This is a genomic window from Nostoc sp., from assembly GCF_036919595.1.
Taxonomy (GTDB): Bacteria; Cyanobacteriota; Cyanobacteriia; order Cyanobacteriales; family Nostocaceae; genus Nostoc.
Window position 1 is genome coordinate 32917 of record NZ_JBALCO010000159.1, and the last position, 19403, is coordinate 52319.

Below are 19403 nucleotides of genomic sequence, written 5' to 3' on the forward strand. Positions count from 1 at the left end.
CCCAACAATCAAGTCACTTGCTTGTCCAAAAATGTTTGGATAATAGAATTATTCTCGCGTTTAAATTCGCAAGTTTCAAACATGCATTAAATAATGGAACGCAAGAATCTTCTTTTCCATTATCCAAAATTTAAAATTATGTCAAATCTAGGAATTGCTGATTATACTATAAGGCGAACCAGACGTGGCGCTTTGAGTTACGTAACCTGACTGTAGGTGCAGCCATTCCGCGTGGTTTTAAACTCCGACTACTCACTGAAGATTTACAGCATTTTTCCAATAACATTTATAGAATATTTTCCATTACCTTATAGTTACTGGAAAGAAGGCGGTTCAATAAGAATAGAATATTGGCACATCTATTGGAATGATGAACATTTTTGTATTCTTGAAAAGCGTGAATTAAAATTTTCTCTTGTATCTTGATTATATTCATTTTTAATTATGCCTTTAGTGAAAAAACGCAAACTTCCTGAAGGCTTTGCTCTTTATGGATGTTCTAAATTTTGGTGTTTAACAGGAGAATGTATAAAATTGATAAACATTTTTGTAAAGCAAAATTCTAAGTTTGTTAAACGTTTTAATTACACTTATTGTGCAAACGAGATATGTTTTCAGCCAATCATATTGAATTTTAAAGATAAGGTAGTTAATGATAACTGAAATATATAGATTGGAGTGGCGACATTAATGCCTATCATCCAATAATTTTAGAGGAAAGGATTTTTAAAAAATCATGCAATCAGAAAATTATTTGCTATGAAGTTTGATCCAAGTAAAGAATCGGATATATTAGATATGATAAATAAAATGATATTATTAGATAAATAGTAACTTGTAGAAGTATGCGAGTAAAGGATGATATAATTGGAATTGCGATCGCAGGCACTGGATTTGGTCAAAAAGTCCACATCCCTGGATTCCAAGCACATCCTCAAACTGAGGTAGTTGCTGTTTATCACCGGGATATAAATAAAGCCAAAGCCATAGCAGAATCCCATAATATTCCCCACGCTTCCAATTCACTTACAGATATTGTGGCATTGCCAGAAGTGCAAGCAGTCAGTATATCTACGCCGCCATTTTTGCACTATGAAATGGCGAAAACTGTACTGCAAGCTGGGAAACATTTATTACTAGAAAAACCGACAACCTTAAATGCAGTAGAAGCTAAAGAACTTTATCAGCTAGCTAAAGAAAAAAGCCTCATTGCAACTGTAGACTTTGAATTTCGCTTTGTACCTGCATGGCAGTTATTTGCTGAACTATTGTCAGAAAACTATGTGGGTGAGTTGCGCTTAATTAAAATTGATTGGTTAGGTTCTTCTCGTGCTGATACTTCACGCCCTTGGAATTGGTATTCTGACAAGGATAAAGGAGGCGGTGCATTAGGATCTTTAGGTTCTCACTCCTTCGATTACATCCACTGGTTATTTGGGCCAGTCCGGAGATTAAACGCCCATTTAACTACTGCTATTCCCACACGAGTTGACCCTGTTAGTGGGGAATCTAAGCCAGTGAATACAGATGACAACTGTATATTAACGCTGGAATTAGCAAATGGCACACCTTGCCAACTTTCGATCAGTGCGGTTGTTCATGCACCAAGAACCCATTGGATAGAAGTATATGGCGATCGCGGTACATTAATTGTGGGCAGTGAAAATCAAAAAGATTATATACATGGTTTTCGTGTTTGGGGTTCCCAACCAGGTAAACCTTTAACGGAAATAGAAATACCGAATCGGTTAGTTTTTCCCAAAAATCATGCTGATGGGCGCATTTCTGCATTTATCCGCGTAGTAGACCAATGGGTGCAAGGAATTGACTGCAATCAGGAAATTATACCATCGCTGCGAGAAGGAATTTATTCTCAGTTGTTGATGGATTTATCCCATGAATCCTATACAAAAGCAAGTTGGGTAGATGTACCCAGCTTGGAAGGATTTCTTCGCAACTAAGGAAATGAGCAAAACTCCCCGCATTCGTATCCCACTGGAAGTAAAGAAATATGTCTTTGAACGTGACAAATACCAATGCCAAAGCTGCGGTAAAACTACTACAGAAACTAACTTCAGTATCGACCATATCATTCCCCTCGCCCGTGGCGGTCAAAACGATATCAGCAATCTCCAAACTCTCTGTCTTACCTGCAATCAGAAGAAAACAGACAACATTGATCCCCGCTTCCGGCGATATTTTCAGCTTTAGGTTAGGATCAGACGGGCTACTAGTTTCTGATTATCTATGCCTCAAAATCACAATAGTAATTCCTTAAGATTCCTCAATATTAGAAATACGATTCTCTACCTCTTCGCTGTCATAGCTGTTTTAGTAGTAGCCTTTCCTTAGCTATATGAGATTAAAACGAAAGCTGGGATCGATATATCACCTGGACGCCATGCAGGAACCTTTTTTGAGAAACATACCCACGGACTCTTCAAGTGTGAGTGGCTTTATCCATACCATTGCGATCGCCCCCAGGTTAAGTAAAAAAAGTTAAAAAGAAAAGGGGAAAATTTTCCCCTTCTCTGTGTGTGAGATTTTTATCCTAACTGATTTGAGATCATGCTGACATCAACGGCTAACTTTTTGCCCAACTTGAGCAATTGAAGACACTGATTATCTCCTTCATTCTCAAGGCTAGTGATACACACCGGCGCTATCTGACTGTACAGACAACTAAAATATAGCTCTTGCGATCGCTGTAGAGAAATATCAATATTTAATTGATCCCCGACATCAATCAATCGCTCTAATACTTGGATATCTGCATTAAAACTACCATTGGCATCATGCAACAATTGCCAAAGCGATCGCGCAATTAACTGTTCTAACATCTGCTTCCCGTCGGGAATATTCAGCCGACAACGCAGATGTTTTGCTTCAGTGGCGATCGCCTCTAATTCTAATATGTGATTCCAACTCTTTTGGGGATCAGCGATATCTTGCTCAAGCCATCGCAATGTCATCAGACAGCGATGCCCTAAAGCAATATCGGCTGCTACCTGCAATTCTTGCGGTACTGCTATTTCATCTCGATGAAACGCCATCAGCACACCATAATTATCACGGTATGCTTGGGTATACAACTGTCCTAAACGTGTCAGTGTTTCTTCACTAAGCAGCCGCATAATCCGGTGGCGTTCTTCAGCAAATAGATTTTGCAAGTTGAAAGCTTCTTCCCCAAATAACTGTGTGATCACCAAGATAGTATGAGCCGCACTAGCTTGTTGTAGCGCCCCAAACAGCTTTTCTTTGATTTGGCTATAGTCACGCCGCCCGGTAAATTGTTGAATGCAGCAGTGGAAATCCCACCCTCCCAAATGCAGAACTGCAAATACCAAATGCTCACTTTCCCAAGTAATCTCTGATACCAGCTTTAAATTCCCGACAGCCAGAGTTAGCGATCCCATGCGTTGCAGTTGGTAATCTAGCTCATTGGCCGCATAGCAATAAACCTTTTTGTGGTAACGCTGATACTGTTTGTCCGCAGCATCTTTTCTCGGCAGAGAATTGCGTGTCTCTACTAGTTTGTGATTGCTAAACAGGGAAGTAATTGCGTAATGGGCTGCTACTTGCTTAAAGCCAAGTTGGGCAGTTAACACGAGTTGCCGATAAATTTCCGCACCGTGTTTAAATTCATCGACATTACTGGGGGCTAAACCTAGACGTTTGACGAAGCCTTTTTCTAACTGCACACCTGCCACATCCCCTGCCAATTCCAAAGCCCGGGCGGCGTAGCGGAGAATTTGTGTCCCCTCTGGACGGGAAATTTCTTCAAAAAACCAGCCGCAACTAGTGAACATCAATAAAGCGTGACGCTGCATTTCCAACAGGCGCAGGGCATCTACTTGTTCAGCTGCTGTGAGTTTGTGGGTTTGATGACGAGAGAAGAAACGGTTGACATTGCCAGCAGAGCGATCGCGCATTACTTGGATATATTCATCTCGTGCTTGCCAGGGATCACGAAATAACTGCCTCCCATGTTCCTCATACACCTCAGTTAGCTGATCCCGCAGCCAATTTAGAGCATTCCGCAAGGGACGACGCCATTTCTGATGCCAAACGCTGCCTTCTCCACCGCAACCACAGTCATCTTCCCATCTGCCGACACCGTGGGCGCAACTCCAAGCTGTGACTGACTTCAATTCCACTTCCCAACTAGGAGAATTTAAGCTCAGGTAGTGGGCGAAGTTCGTCACCGTCCAACCCTGTTGAAGAAACTCTTTGGTAAAGGCGTAGGCTAAAGTTTTCTCAGTTCCCTTCTTGTGATGTCCGAAGGTTTCCCCATCCGTCGCCACAGAGATTAACTGTGTTGGCCGATGATCCCCACGCACGGCTGAACCGATACGTCCGGCAAAGTGAGTCGAATTATAAACGACATCACTAAAACCCATATCCCGCGATATCGGGCCATCATAGAAGAAGATATCAATATAGGGTAATCTTTCTGTACCACTATCCTTGGAACTAGTGGGGATCGCATTCAAAGTTGAAGATGAAGTGCTTAGTGTGGGCTGCAAATAACAACGATAGGGACGAGTGGAATCAATCTGACTACCACCAACTTCGATCCATTCAGGATTGGGATGATCTTGAGTGGGCAGGGGACGGCAACGCAGTGCCTGAGACGGTGCAAGGACAATGAAGCGAATACCTTCAGCAACAAGAGCTTCTAGGGTTGCGTAATCTACAGCAGTTTCTGCTAGCCACATGCCTTCGGGATCGCGTCCAAAGCGGGAGCGGAAGTCTTCTTTACCCCAGCGAATTTGGGTATATTTGTCGCGTTCGTTTGCCAGAGGCATGATGATGTGATTGTATACTTGCGCGATCGCATTGCCGTGACCATGCAAGCGTTGGCTACTATTGGCATCCGCCTCTAAAATCCGCTGATAAACCTCCACATCGTAGCGTTCTAGCCACGACATCAGCGTCGGCCCAATATTAAAACTAAAATACTCATAATTGTTGACGATCTTCACCACTTCGCCTTGGTCATTTAAGACTCTGGCAAAGGCATTCGGGCGATAGCATTCCCAATGAATCCGCTCATTCCAGTCATGGAAAGGTGCAGCGCTCGGTTGGCGTTCAATTGCGTCCAGATAAGGGTTTTCCCTTGGTGGCTGGTAAAAATGACCATGCACCGTCACATAAACACCATTGGCCTTTCTCAGGGGATCGGTTTCTTTGGTGTTATTGGGATCTGAATCTAATATTAACGTTGAGCCACTAGCTGGCATTTGGTCAGCAGAAGTCATGTATATTTATCCAAAACAGAAAACTTGCAGTTGCACCGAAAAGTATATGCATAAACCTTTCTCCAATGGTTTGAACACAAAATCCGGTATAAACAACAACTATGGAATCCAACCTAATTTTTGACAAAGCAGTCTTATTGTAATGGGAAATCTGCGTTATCGCACAGCGCAAAGTCCGTTGGGCGGCTCTGCCGATTTAAAGGAACTTTGCAAGACAGCCCTTCCCCTGAAGGCTCAAAGTAATCAGCCATTGAACAAGGCCTCAGTTAGGGGTTTATTTTCTTCAGCCCCGATCAAAATTTTCATTGTCTTTTAATATATTAAACCCCATTTCTGGTGTACTATTTTGGATCAATTTCATACTTTTGCAACAAAAGATTACGAAAACTCCTTAAATCGCAATTTTATTTTACATACACAGCAGTGAACTGAAAACAGTACAATTTCTGAATTGCTCTACAGACGGTTGAGAGTATCCTATGGGAGTGCTGAATTGAAAGTTATTTTTTATTCAACACTCCAAATTTAAAACTTAGGATTCCTCGCTGTGGATGATACCCTCACCTCAAGACAACAAATGTCAACAAAAAACATTATTCTTCTCGTTTTATTGCTGTTCATCCCGGTTTCCTTAGCAGCCCACTTTCTGGAGTGGGGAGAATTGATAGTTTTCATTACAGCTGGATTAGCAATTCTGCCCTTAGCAGCTTGGATGGGTACAGCCACAGAAGAAATTGCTGTCGTAGTGGGGCCATCAATGGGGGGCTTGTTAAACGCTACCTTTGGCAATGCTACTGAACTAATTATCGCCTTAGTAGCGCTAAACGCTGGGTTAATAGATGTAGTCAAAGCCAGTATCACAGGATCGATTATTAGCAACTTACTACTGGTGATGGGTTTTTCCATGCTTTTGGGAGGACTGCGCTATAAAGAACAGACATTTCAGCCAATTGTGGCGCGGGTGAATGCTGCTTCAATGAATTTGGCAGTGATTGCCATTTTGATGCCAACAGCGATGAATTACACTTCTCAAGGAATTAACCAACAAACACTGCAAAATCTTTCTATTGCTGTTGCTGTGGTGTTAATTCTGGTTTATGCCCTAACGCTGCTATTTTCCATGAAAACCCACTCCTATCTATATGATGTGGGTTTAGCGGAGGCAGAAGCAGAAGCAGAGGAAATATCAATATCTGATGCTAAACCAAATATAGCGTTGTGGGTTGGCGTGCTGCTAGTGTGTACCTTGCTGGTAGCAATTGAGTCAGAAATGCTAGTTGATTCTCTGCAAGTGGCCACATCTCAGCTAGGTTTGACGGCGCTGTTTACAGGGGTAATTTTGGTTCCCATCGTCGGTAACGCGGCTGAACACGCCACAGCAGTCACGGTGGCGATGAAAGATAAAATGGATCTTTCCCTTTCGGTAGCTGTGGGATCAAGTATGCAGATTGCCCTATTTGTTGCGCCAGTGTTAGTTATAGCAGGGCGGATATTGGGTAAACCAATGGATTTGGATTTCAAACCCTTTGAATTAGTAGCTGTGGTTGTGTCAGTGTTGATTGCAAACAGTATTAGTTCCGATGGTAAGTCCAATTGGCTCGAAGGCACTTTATTATTAGCTGCTTATACACTCTTGGGGTTCGCTTTTTACTTCCATCCAGTTATAGAAGGTATGGGGTAGTTAGTTAGCAGTGCGACGCCGAATAGCCCGCACAACTCTTGAAGACCCTCTTGCTAGCAAGATCCTCGTAGGGGTATGACAAGCTACTTCTCTGCGAGAGGCTGCGCCAACGACTGCGCTCAGTACAAGTCAGTGACCATTGTAGATATCGCTTATAGTTTAACCCGAAGCCATCGCTCTTGATTATGGGTAATGACCGAGCCAATTTTAGATTTTAGATTTTCCACACCAGATATCAGCAATAGTTTTTCTAATCCCAAAAGACAAAAGACTCCTCTTTCTCAACAAAAAAACAGCAGAACTTAATGGAGAAGATAAAATTTCCAGTCTTAGTTAAGACTTTAAATGATTAAAACTAAAGAACCTATGACTACCAACCCAGTTCCTAAAATAATCTTCCAGTTTAATGGCTCTCCCAGAAAAATGACTGAAAACAATAAAACTAATACCAAACTTGATTTATCAATTGGTGCGATAAGGGAAGCTTTTCCGGCTTGTAAAGCTTGAAAGTAAAAAATCCATGACAAACCTGTAGCTAGTCCAGATAATAATAAGAAAATCATCGTTTTTTGGGGAATGACTAAGATATTAACTACGTTTCCCTCAAAAAATACAATCCCCCAAGCAACTACTAATATCACAACAGTTCGGATTGCTGTTGCTAAATTAGCGTTCACATTTTCTACCCCAATTTTGGCAAAGATAGTTGTCAATGCTGCAAAGCCAGCCGAAAATAATGCATATATCCACCACGTTCTGCTGTTGTCCATCTTCCCTCCTGATTCACTAGTCAAAATTAACAATGTCATTTAGGCTCATGTTAGATTAAATTACTCCGTACAAACTGCGATCGTTGATTTGCAGACAATTGTTAAATATCCTAAATGAGTCGTGAAAAATATAGATAAGGAAATGAACCGCTATCGCGCAGCGTCTCCAAGAGTTGAACGCTTTCTCTACGAGACGTTGAACGCGAACGATTTTATTTGGTTCATGCCAGACTAACCTCCTGCTATGCGCTTTCACCCCTTCTGGATGACACAAATCCAAAATCGTTCGACTGAGCGAACGCAAGAGCGTCTCGTAGAGAAGTCGAAGTCCAAAATTTAAAATCCAAAATCTGTTGATTACACCCTTTTGCCTGGGACAGGAGAAAATAAAGACATATAAGAGCGATCGCCTGTATGAGCTACTGCCTTAACCCCCATTGTCCCAAGCCTGAAAATCCTGCTGATGTGAAGTTTTGTCGGACTTGCGGTTCTAAGCTACTCCTCAAAGAACGTTATCGTGCTATCAAACCAATCGCACAAGGTGGTTTTGGCAAAACCTTCTTAGCTGTGGATGAGGATAAACCCTCAAAACCACGCTGCGTAATCAAGCAATTTTATCCCCAAGCCCAAGGCACTAACACTCTGGCAAAAGCCGTGGAGTTATTTAACCAAGAAGCGGTGCAGTTAGATGAATTGGGCAAACATACCCAAATTCCCGAACTACTGGCATATTTTACCCAAGAAGACCGGCAGTATCTTGTACAAGAATTTATCAACGGGCAAAACTTAGCCCAGGAATTGGCACATAGAGGTGCTTTCAATGAAATACAAATCCGGCAACTATTAAATGATTTATTGTCAGTTTTGCAATTTTGTCATGCTAGACAAGTAATTCACCGCGATATTAAGCCAGAAAATATTATCCGCGAAAGCGATGCCTACGGCAAGGGCGAAGCCCAGCGCAAACTAGTATTAGTAGATTTTGGTGCTGCTAAATCTGCTACTGGCACTGCCTTAAATCAAACTGGTACTAGCATTGGTAGTCCAGAATATGTTGCACCTGAACAAATGAGAGGTAAGGCTGTTTTTGCTAGTGATATTTACAGTTTGGGTGCTACTTGTATTAATTTATTAACTAAGCGATCGCCCTTTGATTCTTATGATACCAACAACGATACTTGGGTATGGCAGCAATACTTGCAAACTCCCGTCAGTAATCAGTTGAGTCGCATTCTCAACAAGATGCTAGAAAGTTTCCCGATTCGGCGTTATCAAACAGTAGACGAAGTTCTCAAAGACTTAAATCAACGGTCGCAACTAGCAGCTGCAAACGCGCCAAAACCTATCCTTCAATCACCACAAAATTCTCCACCCACTTTTGTATCGAAATCTCCTAGTCAAATTGATCGAGAATTAGAAGAAATGAAAACCCAATTTTTGGGTGGCAACAAACCTCAAACAAATAAAATACAACCACAAAATCTTACATCTGGGCCTATTAGTAAAAGCAAAATAGATGAAGAATTAGAAGAATTAAAAGCCAAATATCTTGGTAATAACAATCCTTAATATTAAGGTCTTGGGAACCACATAGGCTTTTACATCTTTAAGAAAGCACATTTAGGCAGCAGACGAGCAGAAAAACAGGGGGAGAAAGATTGATGCCTTTTCTCTAGAATGAAAAATATACAAGTTAAATGTGTATTAGCTTAACAATTAACAGTGATAACTGAACAAAAAAAGTGACTCTCAAAGAGCCACTTTCAAATTTACAATTTAAGACTCTCTAATTTGTAGGTGTAGTTGGTTCTGAAGTTTGCAGCTCTCTTGGTGTGGAAGTTTGCACTGATGCTTCAGAAATCGGTGTCCATTCGGTGTGGAAGGCTCCGGGCTTATCAAGTCGCTCGTAGGTGTGCGCCCCGAAGTAGTCGCGTTGGGCTTGAGTGAGGTTTTGAGGCAAGCGATCGCGTCGATAACTGTCAAAATAATCTAATGACGCACTGAATGCTGGCACTGGAATTCCCAGTTTTGCTGCTGTTGCCAATACTTCGCGCCAAGCTGTTTGTCTATCGAGAATTGTCTGCTTGAATTCAGGAGCCAATAACAGGTTAGGTGGCGCTGGATTTTCGCTAAATGCCTTCTTAATCTTATTCAAAAATCCAGCACGAATAATACAGCCACCCTTCCAAATCCGCGCCATTTCACCTAAATTCAAGTTAAAATTATAGGTTTTTGAAGCTGTAGCTAACAGTGCCATGCCCTGAGCGTAAGAACAGATTTTTGAGCAATACAGGGCATCTCGCACCATATTGATAAAGGCTTTAGTATCTCCTTCATACTTGCCAGAAGGACCTGTGAGTATCTTGGATGCTGCTACCCGCTCTTTTTTGAAGGAAGACATGATCCGGGCGTTCACAGCTGCAATAATTGTCGGTACAGCAACTCCCAAATCCATTGCAGTTTGCACTGTCCATCGTCCGGTTCCCTTTTGCCCTGCGGCATCAACAATCAAATCGACTAAGGGTAGATTTGTATCTGGGTCAATGTAGGGGAAAATCTTTGCTGTAATTTCAATCAAAAACGAATTTAGTTCGTCAGTGGTGTTCCATTCGGTAAAAACTTCATGTAGCTGATTATGGTCTAGTCCAGCAACATTTTTCAGCAAGTCGTATGCTTCTGCAATTAACTGCATATCGCCGTACTCGATGCCGTTGTGTACCATTTTAACGTAGTGACCAGCACCACCGGGACCACAATAGGTTACGCAAGGGCCATCATCAACTTGGGCAGCAATTTTATTAAAAATTGGTGACAGATACTCGTATGAGCTTTCTGTACCTCCAGGCATCAGTGAAGGGCCATTGAGCGCACCTTCTTCACCACCGCTGACACCCATCCCGATAAACCGAAGTCCAGCGGGTTCTAATTCCTGAGTGCGTCGTTCTGTATCTTCAAACCAAGAGTTGCCACCGTCGATAATGATATCGCCTTCGTCTAACAAGGGTTTTAGTTGAGAAATTACTGCATCTACTGGCTTACCAGCTTGCACCATCACTAGGATTTTGCGAGGACGTTCCAATGCAGCGACAAATTCTTCCAGGGTAAAGGCGGCTTTAACGTTCCGTCCTGGCGCACGCTCTGCCATGAATTTGTCGGTTTTATCGCGCGAGCGGTTGTATACTGCGATTGGGAAGCCATTGCGCTCCACGTTTAGAGCGATGTTCTCACCCATAACGGCTAATCCAATCACACCAAAGCTTTGTAGTGTCATAAAAAATTTCTGGCTAACTCTTGCAGATCCTTTTACTTTAAGCGTAATCCGAGATTTTCCGTTCTCTCCTAAAGAAGACCTTAAGAGTTGAATAAACGACAAAAATCCACAACTAACACGGATAATTAATTTTAAATTGTATCTAAATCAACAATTAACTTGCAAAATTTGCAAAATTGAAATAGTCAAAGGACGTAGTAAGGAGTAACCAAATAATGCTGGCATATGTCCTAGCTTTAGTGGTCGGTCTTGGTAGTTTAGCCATTTATATAGCAGCTTTCTTTTTCCCAGAAATCCACCGCAAGAATGACTTTATCTGGAGTGGTGTAGGACTATTCTATGCCTTAGTCTTGTGGGTGTTTGCACCACGCATTACTGGGGGTTTGTTGCTGGGTCATGTGGCTAGTGTGGCTCTTTTGGTCTGGTTTGGCTGGCAAACTCTATCATTACGTCGGCAACTGACTCCGCAGGCACAACAAACCCAAGTACCCAGTCCTGAGACGGTGAAAACTGGCATTCAGGAACAGGTGAATAAGTTGTCCCTTCAGGAACGGCTGGGCCAGTTGCAAAAAGGTCTTGGTAGCACCTTCAGTGGCGTGACAGACAAGGTGCAACAGACTGTGAGTAAAAAGCCACCCACAACCCCCAAACCTGAAGATATTACCTCTGTACTGGCAGAGAAACCTGCTGTTGAGATTATCGACAAAACTATTTCTATACCAAAACAACCAGTAGAGAAGACAGTTACTACCGACACCAAAGCAAAAACCAAGAGTGTACTGGAAGCGATTCCACCACATCCCCCATCTCCTGAATTGGTGGAAGCAGCGCAAGCAGATTTTGAAATTGAGGAAAAACAACCGATTCCCGTAGAAGAAATTGCGCCAGATGCGGTACTCTCTCCCCCAGCCGAAACACCACCGGAAACAATACCACCGAATCAAGCTAGTTGAATGCAGTGAGACCCAACGTCAACCTAATATAATGTTGGGTTTCACTATTTCCATCAGACTATTTTAGGGCTAATTTCAAACGCTAATTCAGAGGGATAAAAATTATGAACATCCAACTTAAAGCGGAATACGAGCAATTTATACAAACCCGAATTGCTATAGGTATGAAAATGCTAAAGATGTGATTGCTAAAGCATTGAAACTGCTCGAAGAATGGGAGAAGGGTTATCAGGAATGGGAAGAAGAAATCCAGAAAAAAATAGCTGTTGGGCTTGCTTCTATCGAACGTGGAGACGTAGTAGATGGTGAAGTTGTGATGGCGCGACTGTCAGATAAATTACGCAAAGCGCAAATACTAACGTCTTGTATTCTCTCTACGGGTTTTCTCTACATGAGCTTTTCGTGTCAGCAATTGCAGATTATCTATGATAGTTAAACCACCTTGAGACATAGGTTTAATGTGATCAATTTGAAAATCTCTCCGCATTTGACTTTTAACTCCACTGATTGCACAAGATATAAACCCTTTTGCATCTGTGTGCTTGGCGAATACAGCTTTTTTAATTTTTATGTATTCAAGAATATCTCGCTCTTTGATTTCATATAGAGTTAACTTCTCTATTGGTACAGTGTCAGGAATTACATTTGGTATTGTTCCGACTACATAATCATCATATATCTCTGGATCTGCAATCTTCATAATTTCAATAGCCAACTGCTTTATGAAATATAGTTTGTTATAGCTGAATAACACTTGCCAAAAAGACTTTTCATCATTCCAAAGTGATTTGATATAGTCAGCCTCTGCTTTACCGCCTAAAGAATTGTCGTAGATATATTTTGCTACGATAGACAAATCACACTTTCTTCTCTCGCTAAAAGCTAGAAATGCTGGTGGAATTTGCTTTTGAGCATAGAAACGCAAGATATTTTTTAGATCATCATCTCTGTAACCAAGCAAAGTTTGATAGTCAGGAAAAGAAATTTGCTTTGCAGTTTGCCAAAGTTCTTCAAGTTCTGCTTCTGTCAATATTTCCCTATCTTGTAAATCAATACTTTGGAATAGAGGCTTCAAATCGTTAACAAAATTGTCGTATGCTTCTTCTGTATCGTCATACAACAACACATCATAAGGTCTAGGATTAGGCTCATATCCTTCGGATGGTTCGAGAATAGAAAAATGATAAATCCCAATAGGAATCCTCTTCAAAAAGTCTAGTTTTTCCCAATCATTAGTATCAATTGAGTCATCCATAATGCGAGCGAATTCTTCGATCATCTCAATAGATATCAGCCGAGCAGTTCTATTACTTGATGGAATTCCTTTTACAAGAAATTCCGCATCTTCTTCAAAATGAAGTTTTTCTGGGTTAACCCAGTTAATTTTGTTTTCCCAGTCATCAATAAAGCTGACCACATAAGCTTTTTCTGTACCGCCTGCTTTTTGCCCACGCAAAGCCCGACCAATCATTTGTGTCATTAGTATTGTAGAGGCGGTCGGTCGTGTGAGAAAAACAGTTTGTACGTTAGGTAAATCTATTCCCTCAGTTAATATTTCTACATTGATCAATACTTCAAGCTCTCCATTTCTAAATTTTTGTATTTTTTCTTTATTGTCTGTTGCATTAACTGCTGCCACAATAAAATCAGAATTAATTCCTTTATCCTTAAAAACTTTGTTCAATGCAACTGCGTGTATAACATTGATAGCAAATACTAAAAGAGGTTTGTATCTCTCCCGATTTTCGATATATTGGTCAACAATTTGCCTGTTACGTTCAGTAGACTGAGCAATCTCTTCAGCAATGTCCTTTGGCAGCCTGTCAAAATCTTCAATATTCTTGATTTGCCTTGCATTTAATGCATTCAATTTTTGCTTGATTTCTATATTCGTTTTGAGATTTTCAAAAATCGGTTCAGCAAGGATTCCCTTGGCGATTAAATTTCTCAGGTGTTCTGAAAAGATAATATCATTTGGAAAAACTAACTTTAGCAAACTCTTCTCACTCTCATCTGTTCTGAAGGGCGTAGCCGTTAGCCCCAGCATTTTAAAGCCGTTATCAGGACTTCGCTCTTTTAGATTATCCTTGACAGCATTAATCAATTTACGATAGGTCTTAGCTGTTGCATGGTGTGCTTCATCTACAAGCAAGAGAACTTCTTGTAAGTGACTGACCCAGTTTGTCAACAAGTAATCAAGCCCACTATTTAGACTATCTTTACTGGCAATGATGATGTCATCACTGGGTTCAATGTGTACAGGTATATCATGTTTAGGATGACCTGAGATAATGCGGTATCTAAATCCTGATACATTACTCAACAATGATGAATATGTATTAAGTCGAAGTGTCTCAAGAGCTTGGTCAAGTAGTTCATGGCGATGAGCAATCCACAGAACCTTTTTCTTGTTGTTAAGAAAATTACGTAGTAACCAGTGAACTGCTGTCAAAGTTTTTCCGCCGCCAGTGGGTAGAACTAGCAAGCCTTCAAAGGGAAATTGATTCTTCTTATTCAACGCCTTGATTGCTTCGTTCTGGTGGGAGTATAACTCTTTGGGAGTTTCACCCCTTCTAACTTCGATCCAACCTGCGTAGGTAACTTGAACAGTTTTCATAAACAGTAAAATCCTGGAAAGACTGTGCTTTAGGGGAGAGGCTGGAACTAGTTCTTCCTCAACGGATTGCAGCAATTAATCATCCTAATTACCAGTATTCCCAAACTGAGAGCAATGTTTAACTAATTAACAGGATATTTATTTAGAATTAAATGTATTAAGAGATACTTTAGGAAGGCGATCGCACCCTGGCTTGTTTGGAGAAGTTAGGAATTTGAGCCTTTCAGGACAACAGGCGATCGCACTACCATTAGCTATAAAAACCTTAATTTATACTACAGTAACCTCATTTGAAAGAGAAAAGTTATTCAACTCTGGCGCGGAGTGCAGGAGATGGAAAGAGACTTTCAAATCCAGCTTGTCGCTCGTTTAAGGATTCTAAGGCATCGTTCCAAAGACTTTCATAATAAAAGAAGGTTACGCCTAAACCGCGTTCTTGGACAGCCCGCACCTGAGACTTAATTTGCTGCATGGGAACTGGATTATTTCGTAAACCTGTCATAATGCCAATTCCAGTTGGAATTATTTGTTGCGCTTCTTTAATTTCTGCGCGAGAAATATTTGCCACAAAACTTTGCAGATTCGGACGATAAATTTGCACAATTAACTCGTCCACAATATTTTGCCGCATCCAACTTAGCCAATCTTGCAGATGAAACTTGTAAGCCAAATCATAGTAATTGGGAGCAACAGAGAAAATCGCCTGGGGTTTTCTCTGCTTCACTGCTTGGTTAAGTTGTACCATGAACGCCGTAATTTTATCTGCCCGCCACTGTACCCATGCCGCATCTTGAGCATCGGTTGGGGGAGGATTATTAGTTTCTTGGGTGTACAAGGCAACTGTATATTGATCGTAGCCAAATTCGGAGGGCAAACTCATATGATCGTCAAACTGAATGCCGTCGGCATCATATTGGGTAATAGTTTCCAGCACGAGATTGGTGATGAACTGTTGCACTTGTGGATGGAACGGATTGAGCCACATCACCTCACCAGCTGCACTGATTGAAGTTTGGCTACCATCCCGCTTTTGTGTGAACCAATCTGGATAATTCAGTGCCAGTTCTGAGGTTGAGGGAGCCATGAAACCAAATTCAAACCAGGGAATTACTAGCAATCCTTTGTGATGGGCTTGGGTAATCAGGTCTGCCAGAATATCATGCCCATCTGAACCTTTGTTGACAAAAGGTTGAATACCTGCGTGTTGTGCTAGGGCACTGGGATACATCACATAGCCAGAATTCCACACCACAGGATAGATTGTGTTGAGGTTCATCTGTTGTAGTTCACTCACCGCATCCTGCACTTTATCGCGACTCTTGAGGGTGTCAAAATCATTGGTGGTCATCCAAACCCCGCGAATTTCCTGACGCGGTAACTGTGCGATCGCAGGGGTGAAGTTGTCTACCAGCAATACCGTAACAAAGGATATTAAAATGAGAATCGGAAAAAGATACTTGAGCAATATCTGACGACAAGCTGCTGTGCATTTACGCCGCCAACTTTGAACAAGAAAAGGTAATTTCATAAATTTGAATGATGCATTAGCTACCTACACACTCCATTGCTCGCTTTGATGATTGAATCTACTAACCATTCATGTAGCCTACAAGTATTTATGCTTAGTACAGGATTGATGAGTTGGTAGTTGTTCATTCCCTGCTTATGGAACTTTTGCACCAGAAAAACTAAAGCAGACCTAGCAAAGTTATAGGATGTTTGACGCAGTTAGTAGTGATTAGTGCCCAATGTCTATTGAGCATTGGGGATTGGTTATACTTCATCTTCCTGAACTCCCACCCTGCGAGAAGCTAAAGCTACATCTCGTTCAGCCTTTTTCTTCTCTACCAGACGCTGGGCGAACAATTTTGAATGAGTGAATTTTGAATTGATTTCTCCCATGCCCTACCTGTGTCACAATAAAGAACTGTAATAAGAAAAATATTGTTAAGGTAATTTAGTGAGTCCAACTGCTCAATCCACGGCAAGTGCGCGTCGCGTAGTATTTCCTTTTACGGCAATTGTGGGCCAGGAAGAAATGAAACTGGCGCTGCTATTGAACGTGATTGATCCCAAAATTGGTGGTGTAATGATCATGGGCGATCGCGGCACCGGTAAATCCACAACTATCCGGGCGCTGGCGGATCTGCTGCCTGAAATCTCCGTGGTTGCCAATGACCCCTTCAGTAGTGATCCTAGCGACCCCGACTTGATGAGCGATGAAGTCCGCCAACTGTTAGAACAAGGGGGTCAAATTCCTGTCGCTCAGAAAAAAGTCCAAATGGTAGACCTGCCGCTAGGAGCTACAGAAGACCGAGTTTGCGGCACAATCGACATTGAGAAAGCTCTATCTGAAGGTGTCAAAGCCTTTGAACCAGGACTGCTGGCAAAGGCTAACCGAGGCATTCTCTATGTCGATGAAGTCAACTTACTAGATGACCACCTTGTAGATGTGCTACTGGACTCTGCTGCCAGTGGATGGAACACTGTAGAACGGGAAGGTATTTCTATCCGTCACCCAGCGCGTTTCGTTCTTGTTGGTTCTGGAAACCCTGAAGAAGGCGAACTGCGCCCTCAACTGCTTGATCGCTTCGGGATGCACGCAGAAATTCACACAGTAAAAGAACCAGTCTTGCGGGTGCAAATCGTGGAACAACGGGCGGATTTTGACCAAAATCCTCCAGTATTTCTCGAAAAGTACAAACCTGAACAAGAAGCATTGCAAGAGCAAATTGTCAATGCTCAACAGCTTTTGCCAGAGGTGAAAATTGACTATGATCTGCGGGTAAAAATATCTGAAGTCTGCTCTGAACTGGATGTAGATGGTTTGCGGGGTGACATTGTTAGTAATCGTGCCGCCAAAGCCTTAACAGCATATGAAGGACGCACTGAAGTTACAGTTGATGATATCCACCGCGTAATTACCCTATGTTTGCGTCACAGACTGCGGAAAGATCCCTTAGAATCGATTGATTCTGGTTACAAAGTCGCCAAAGCTTTTAGCCGCGTCTTTGGCGTCGAACTACCAGAAAGTGATCCTGCACAAAAAAATGGCACAGGTCAAAAATTAGGGGCTAGAGGTTAAAAGAGAGGCGATTAATCGCGTCTGTACAGGAGTTAGGAGAGAGGCGATTAATCGCGTCTGTACAGGAGTTAAGAGTTTTGAATGGAAAGTTGCTTCATAACTCACAACTTTAATTCTTCACTCAGCACTGACTACATAACTCACAACTCCTAACTCAGCACGGGCTAAACCATAGCTATCCGTTAACAACATTCAACACTGACTATGAGATTTTGGTCTTTTTGGTTCAATAGCTTCGTTCTATCTAGTCAATACAATCCGCCCAGGTTTGTAGAATTATTGATGCTCTTATTAGCGATCGCTATGCTAGCAATAGCCACTATTTTACCCGACAGACCCTATTTAATCTTAGGCTTGAGCTTAGTAGTTGGAGCATCTATTTCTATCTTAGTGCGGGAAGCGATCGCCCCTTCACCCCAGACGCGAATTACCCAACTAACAGCATCACTATTGCTTATTATCAGCCTCTATCAATTCGGGGAATTGTTTTACCAACAGTAATACATGCAAGTACGGTTATTTATGGGATGTTCTGTTGATATGTTATGGCGATCGCACCATAAATAAATTTACACCACATCGGGAGTATCCTATTTTTGCCAAAATAAACCAAGCCTGCGTAGGCAAGCTATTTATGGGATGCTCTGTTGATACAGCAGTTTGCTTTTTAAGTGAGGTACAAAATGCAGGACTCACGCATCAGATATAAAGAGTTTCTACCTCCTGCCTCCTATCTCCAAACCCGTAGCTTTGTACTTCATGCAAAAGAAAACTGCTGTATGTTATGGCGATCGCACCGACCAAACCCCAGGCTCAAATCTCTTTTATCTTCCCAGATATCTCCCGCGTGGCATTTATTTCCTTTTTACCCGCCGTCCCTATGCACGAAAATTGGTGAGACAGTTGACCTGGGGAACATTAGAGAGTGAAGATAAAAGAGTTAGATATCTTGTCAAAGTACTAAGCACATCTGATGTCGCCTGATTTCCTTTCATTTCCCTGCTTTTGGGGTAAAGACGGAGGGTAAGGGCGATAAATATTAACGCGGCAAAAAACTTAAAAAAGTACGCACGGACTGCTAGGATGTGCGGCAGTTGCTACAGCGTTGGACTCACCGCAATGCGCTGCCTTGCCTGGACGCAGAGGGTTAAACGCGCCGTCTTACCCCGATGAAGCGTCAAGAAATAGCTGATTAAATCAAATTTTAAGCGATTTAATCATATATTTTGTAGCAGATACTTGTGGAAAAGCAAATGCTAGGTGTAAATGTTGTTATGAAAGTTGGCGATCGCGTCCGTGTTAAAGAATCGGTAGTAGTGTATCATCATCCTGAACATCGGAGTCAGGCTTTTGACATCAAAGGCACAGAAGGTGATATCGTAGGTATTGCCACTCAATGGCGAGGCAGACCAGTAAGCGCTAATCTGCCGATTGTAGTCCAGTTTAGTAAAAAGTTTAAAGCCCATTTACGTGAAAATGAGTTAGAAGTCATCTAAATCACTTATCGCCGGCGAAACCATTGGAAAATATTCAGTTCGCCGCGCATTTTTTTAAGCTCTTGCCGATGCTGTTCTGCTGTTGTATAATACCATTCACAATAACGCTGAAACTCTGACCGTGACCGAACTTCGTGGTAGAACTGGTGGGTTGTTTGGTAAGCAGCAAAAGCTTCCTCAACTTGGGGTTGAGGGGAAGGCATAATATAAGGTAAATTTTTAGACATAATGTTAATTGAGTTACGAGTTAGGAGTTAAAAATTCATAAT

16 protein-coding genes and 3 pseudogenes are annotated in these 19403 nt (G+C 41.8%); 12 read left to right on the forward strand and 7 right to left on the reverse strand.

Features of this window, described 5'->3' with window-relative positions; genetic code table 11:
- Nucleotides 1-185: 185 nt before the first annotated feature.
- The 4 genes and pseudogenes from V7K21_RS24785 to V7K21_RS30880 form a co-directional block, all read left to right on the forward strand.
- Nucleotides 186-284, forward strand: a pseudogene (locus tag V7K21_RS24785) (DUF1822 family protein); the annotation flags it as partial.
- Between the two features lie 561 nt (nt 285-845).
- Complete coding sequence (locus V7K21_RS24790) at nt 846-1961, forward strand: Gfo/Idh/MocA family protein (protein WP_335177926.1); 1116 nt, start codon at nt 846-848, stop codon at nt 1959-1961.
- Between the two features lie 4 nt (nt 1962-1965).
- Entirely contained in the window at nt 1966-2211 is a 246-nt protein-coding gene (locus V7K21_RS24795; RefSeq protein ID WP_335177928.1) for an HNH endonuclease, read from the forward strand.
- 36 nt (nt 2212-2247) lie between these two features.
- Nucleotides 2248-2493: pseudogene (locus tag V7K21_RS30880) on the forward strand (hypothetical protein).
- A gap of 53 nt (nt 2494-2546) precedes the next feature.
- On the opposite strand, the gene V7K21_RS24800 reads toward V7K21_RS30880, so the two are convergent.
- The gene (locus V7K21_RS24800; RefSeq protein WP_335177930.1) at nt 2547-5261 is read right to left on the reverse strand and encodes a DUF3536 domain-containing protein; all 2715 of its coding nucleotides are present in this window, start codon (nt 5259-5261) and stop codon (nt 2547-2549) included.
- 547 nt (nt 5262-5808) lie between these two features.
- Between V7K21_RS24800 and cax the strand changes: the two genes are divergently transcribed.
- Nucleotides 5809-6942, forward strand: coding sequence for a calcium/proton exchanger (cax, locus tag V7K21_RS24805; protein ID WP_335177932.1), 1134 nt, complete (start codon nt 5809-5811; stop codon nt 6940-6942).
- 341 nt (nt 6943-7283) lie between these two features.
- Here cax and V7K21_RS24810 read toward each other — a convergent pair whose 3' ends face one another.
- Nucleotides 7284-7712 carry an EamA family transporter gene (locus V7K21_RS24810; RefSeq protein WP_335177933.1) on the reverse strand — a complete coding sequence of 143 codons (429 nt, stop codon included), beginning with the start codon at nt 7710-7712 and terminating at the stop codon, nt 7284-7286.
- A gap of 414 nt (nt 7713-8126) precedes the next feature.
- Between V7K21_RS24810 and V7K21_RS24815 the strand changes: the two genes are divergently transcribed.
- Entirely contained in the window at nt 8127-9281 is a 1155-nt protein-coding gene (locus V7K21_RS24815) for a serine/threonine-protein kinase (RefSeq protein WP_335177935.1), read from the forward strand.
- Between the two features lie 217 nt (nt 9282-9498).
- Here the strand turns inward: V7K21_RS24815 and gndA are convergent, their stop codons facing one another.
- Entirely contained in the window at nt 9499-10983 is a 1485-nt protein-coding gene (gndA, locus tag V7K21_RS24820; protein WP_335177937.1) for an NADP-dependent phosphogluconate dehydrogenase, read from the reverse strand.
- 215 nt (nt 10984-11198) lie between these two features.
- Here gndA and V7K21_RS24825 point away from each other — a divergent pair, with 215 nt between their 5' ends.
- Nucleotides 11199-11936, forward strand: a complete 738-nt coding sequence (locus V7K21_RS24825; RefSeq protein ID WP_335177939.1) for a Ycf66 family protein — start codon at nt 11199-11201, stop codon at nt 11934-11936.
- 104 nt (nt 11937-12040) lie between these two features.
- A pseudogene (locus V7K21_RS24830) lies at nt 12041-12288 on the forward strand (ribbon-helix-helix domain-containing protein); the annotation flags it as partial.
- 3 nt (nt 12289-12291) lie between these two features.
- Here V7K21_RS24830 and V7K21_RS24835 read toward each other — a convergent pair.
- From V7K21_RS24835 to V7K21_RS24845, 3 genes are all read right to left on the reverse strand, one after another.
- The gene (locus tag V7K21_RS24835; protein WP_335177941.1) at nt 12292-14553 is read right to left on the reverse strand and encodes a DEAD/DEAH box helicase family protein; all 2262 of its coding nucleotides are present in this window, start codon (nt 14551-14553) and stop codon (nt 12292-12294) included.
- Between the two features lie 304 nt (nt 14554-14857).
- Nucleotides 14858-16081 carry a glycoside hydrolase family 10 protein gene (locus V7K21_RS24840; protein ID WP_335177943.1) on the reverse strand — a complete coding sequence of 408 codons (1224 nt, stop codon included), beginning with the start codon at nt 16079-16081 and terminating at the stop codon, nt 14858-14860.
- 245 nt (nt 16082-16326) lie between these two features.
- On the reverse strand, nt 16327-16455 hold the full coding sequence (locus V7K21_RS24845; RefSeq protein ID WP_335177945.1) for a hypothetical protein: 129 nt from the start codon (nt 16453-16455) through the stop codon (nt 16327-16329).
- 58 nt (nt 16456-16513) lie between these two features.
- Between V7K21_RS24845 and bchI the strand changes: the two genes are divergently transcribed.
- From bchI to V7K21_RS24865, 4 genes are all read left to right on the forward strand, one after another.
- Complete coding sequence (gene bchI / locus V7K21_RS24850) at nt 16514-17638, forward strand: magnesium chelatase ATPase subunit I (protein WP_335177947.1); 1125 nt, start codon at nt 16514-16516, stop codon at nt 17636-17638.
- 204 nt (nt 17639-17842) lie between these two features.
- Complete coding sequence (locus tag V7K21_RS24855; protein WP_273767702.1) at nt 17843-18139, forward strand: hypothetical protein; 297 nt, start codon at nt 17843-17845, stop codon at nt 18137-18139.
- A 258-nt stretch (nt 18140-18397) separates the two neighbouring features.
- Nucleotides 18398-18622 carry a hypothetical protein gene (locus V7K21_RS24860; RefSeq protein WP_335177949.1) on the forward strand — a complete coding sequence of 75 codons (225 nt, stop codon included), beginning with the start codon at nt 18398-18400 and terminating at the stop codon, nt 18620-18622.
- Nucleotides 18623-18891: 269 nt separating this feature from the next.
- The gene (locus tag V7K21_RS24865; RefSeq protein ID WP_335177951.1) at nt 18892-19134 is read left to right on the forward strand and encodes a ferredoxin-thioredoxin reductase variable chain; all 243 of its coding nucleotides are present in this window, start codon (nt 18892-18894) and stop codon (nt 19132-19134) included.
- Between the two features lie 5 nt (nt 19135-19139).
- Here the strand turns inward: V7K21_RS24865 and V7K21_RS24870 are convergent, their stop codons facing one another.
- Nucleotides 19140-19361: a hypothetical protein gene (locus V7K21_RS24870; protein ID WP_335177953.1), complete on the reverse strand. Its 222-nt coding sequence runs from the start codon at nt 19359-19361 to the stop codon at nt 19140-19142.
- Nucleotides 19362-19403 lie beyond the last annotated feature (42 nt).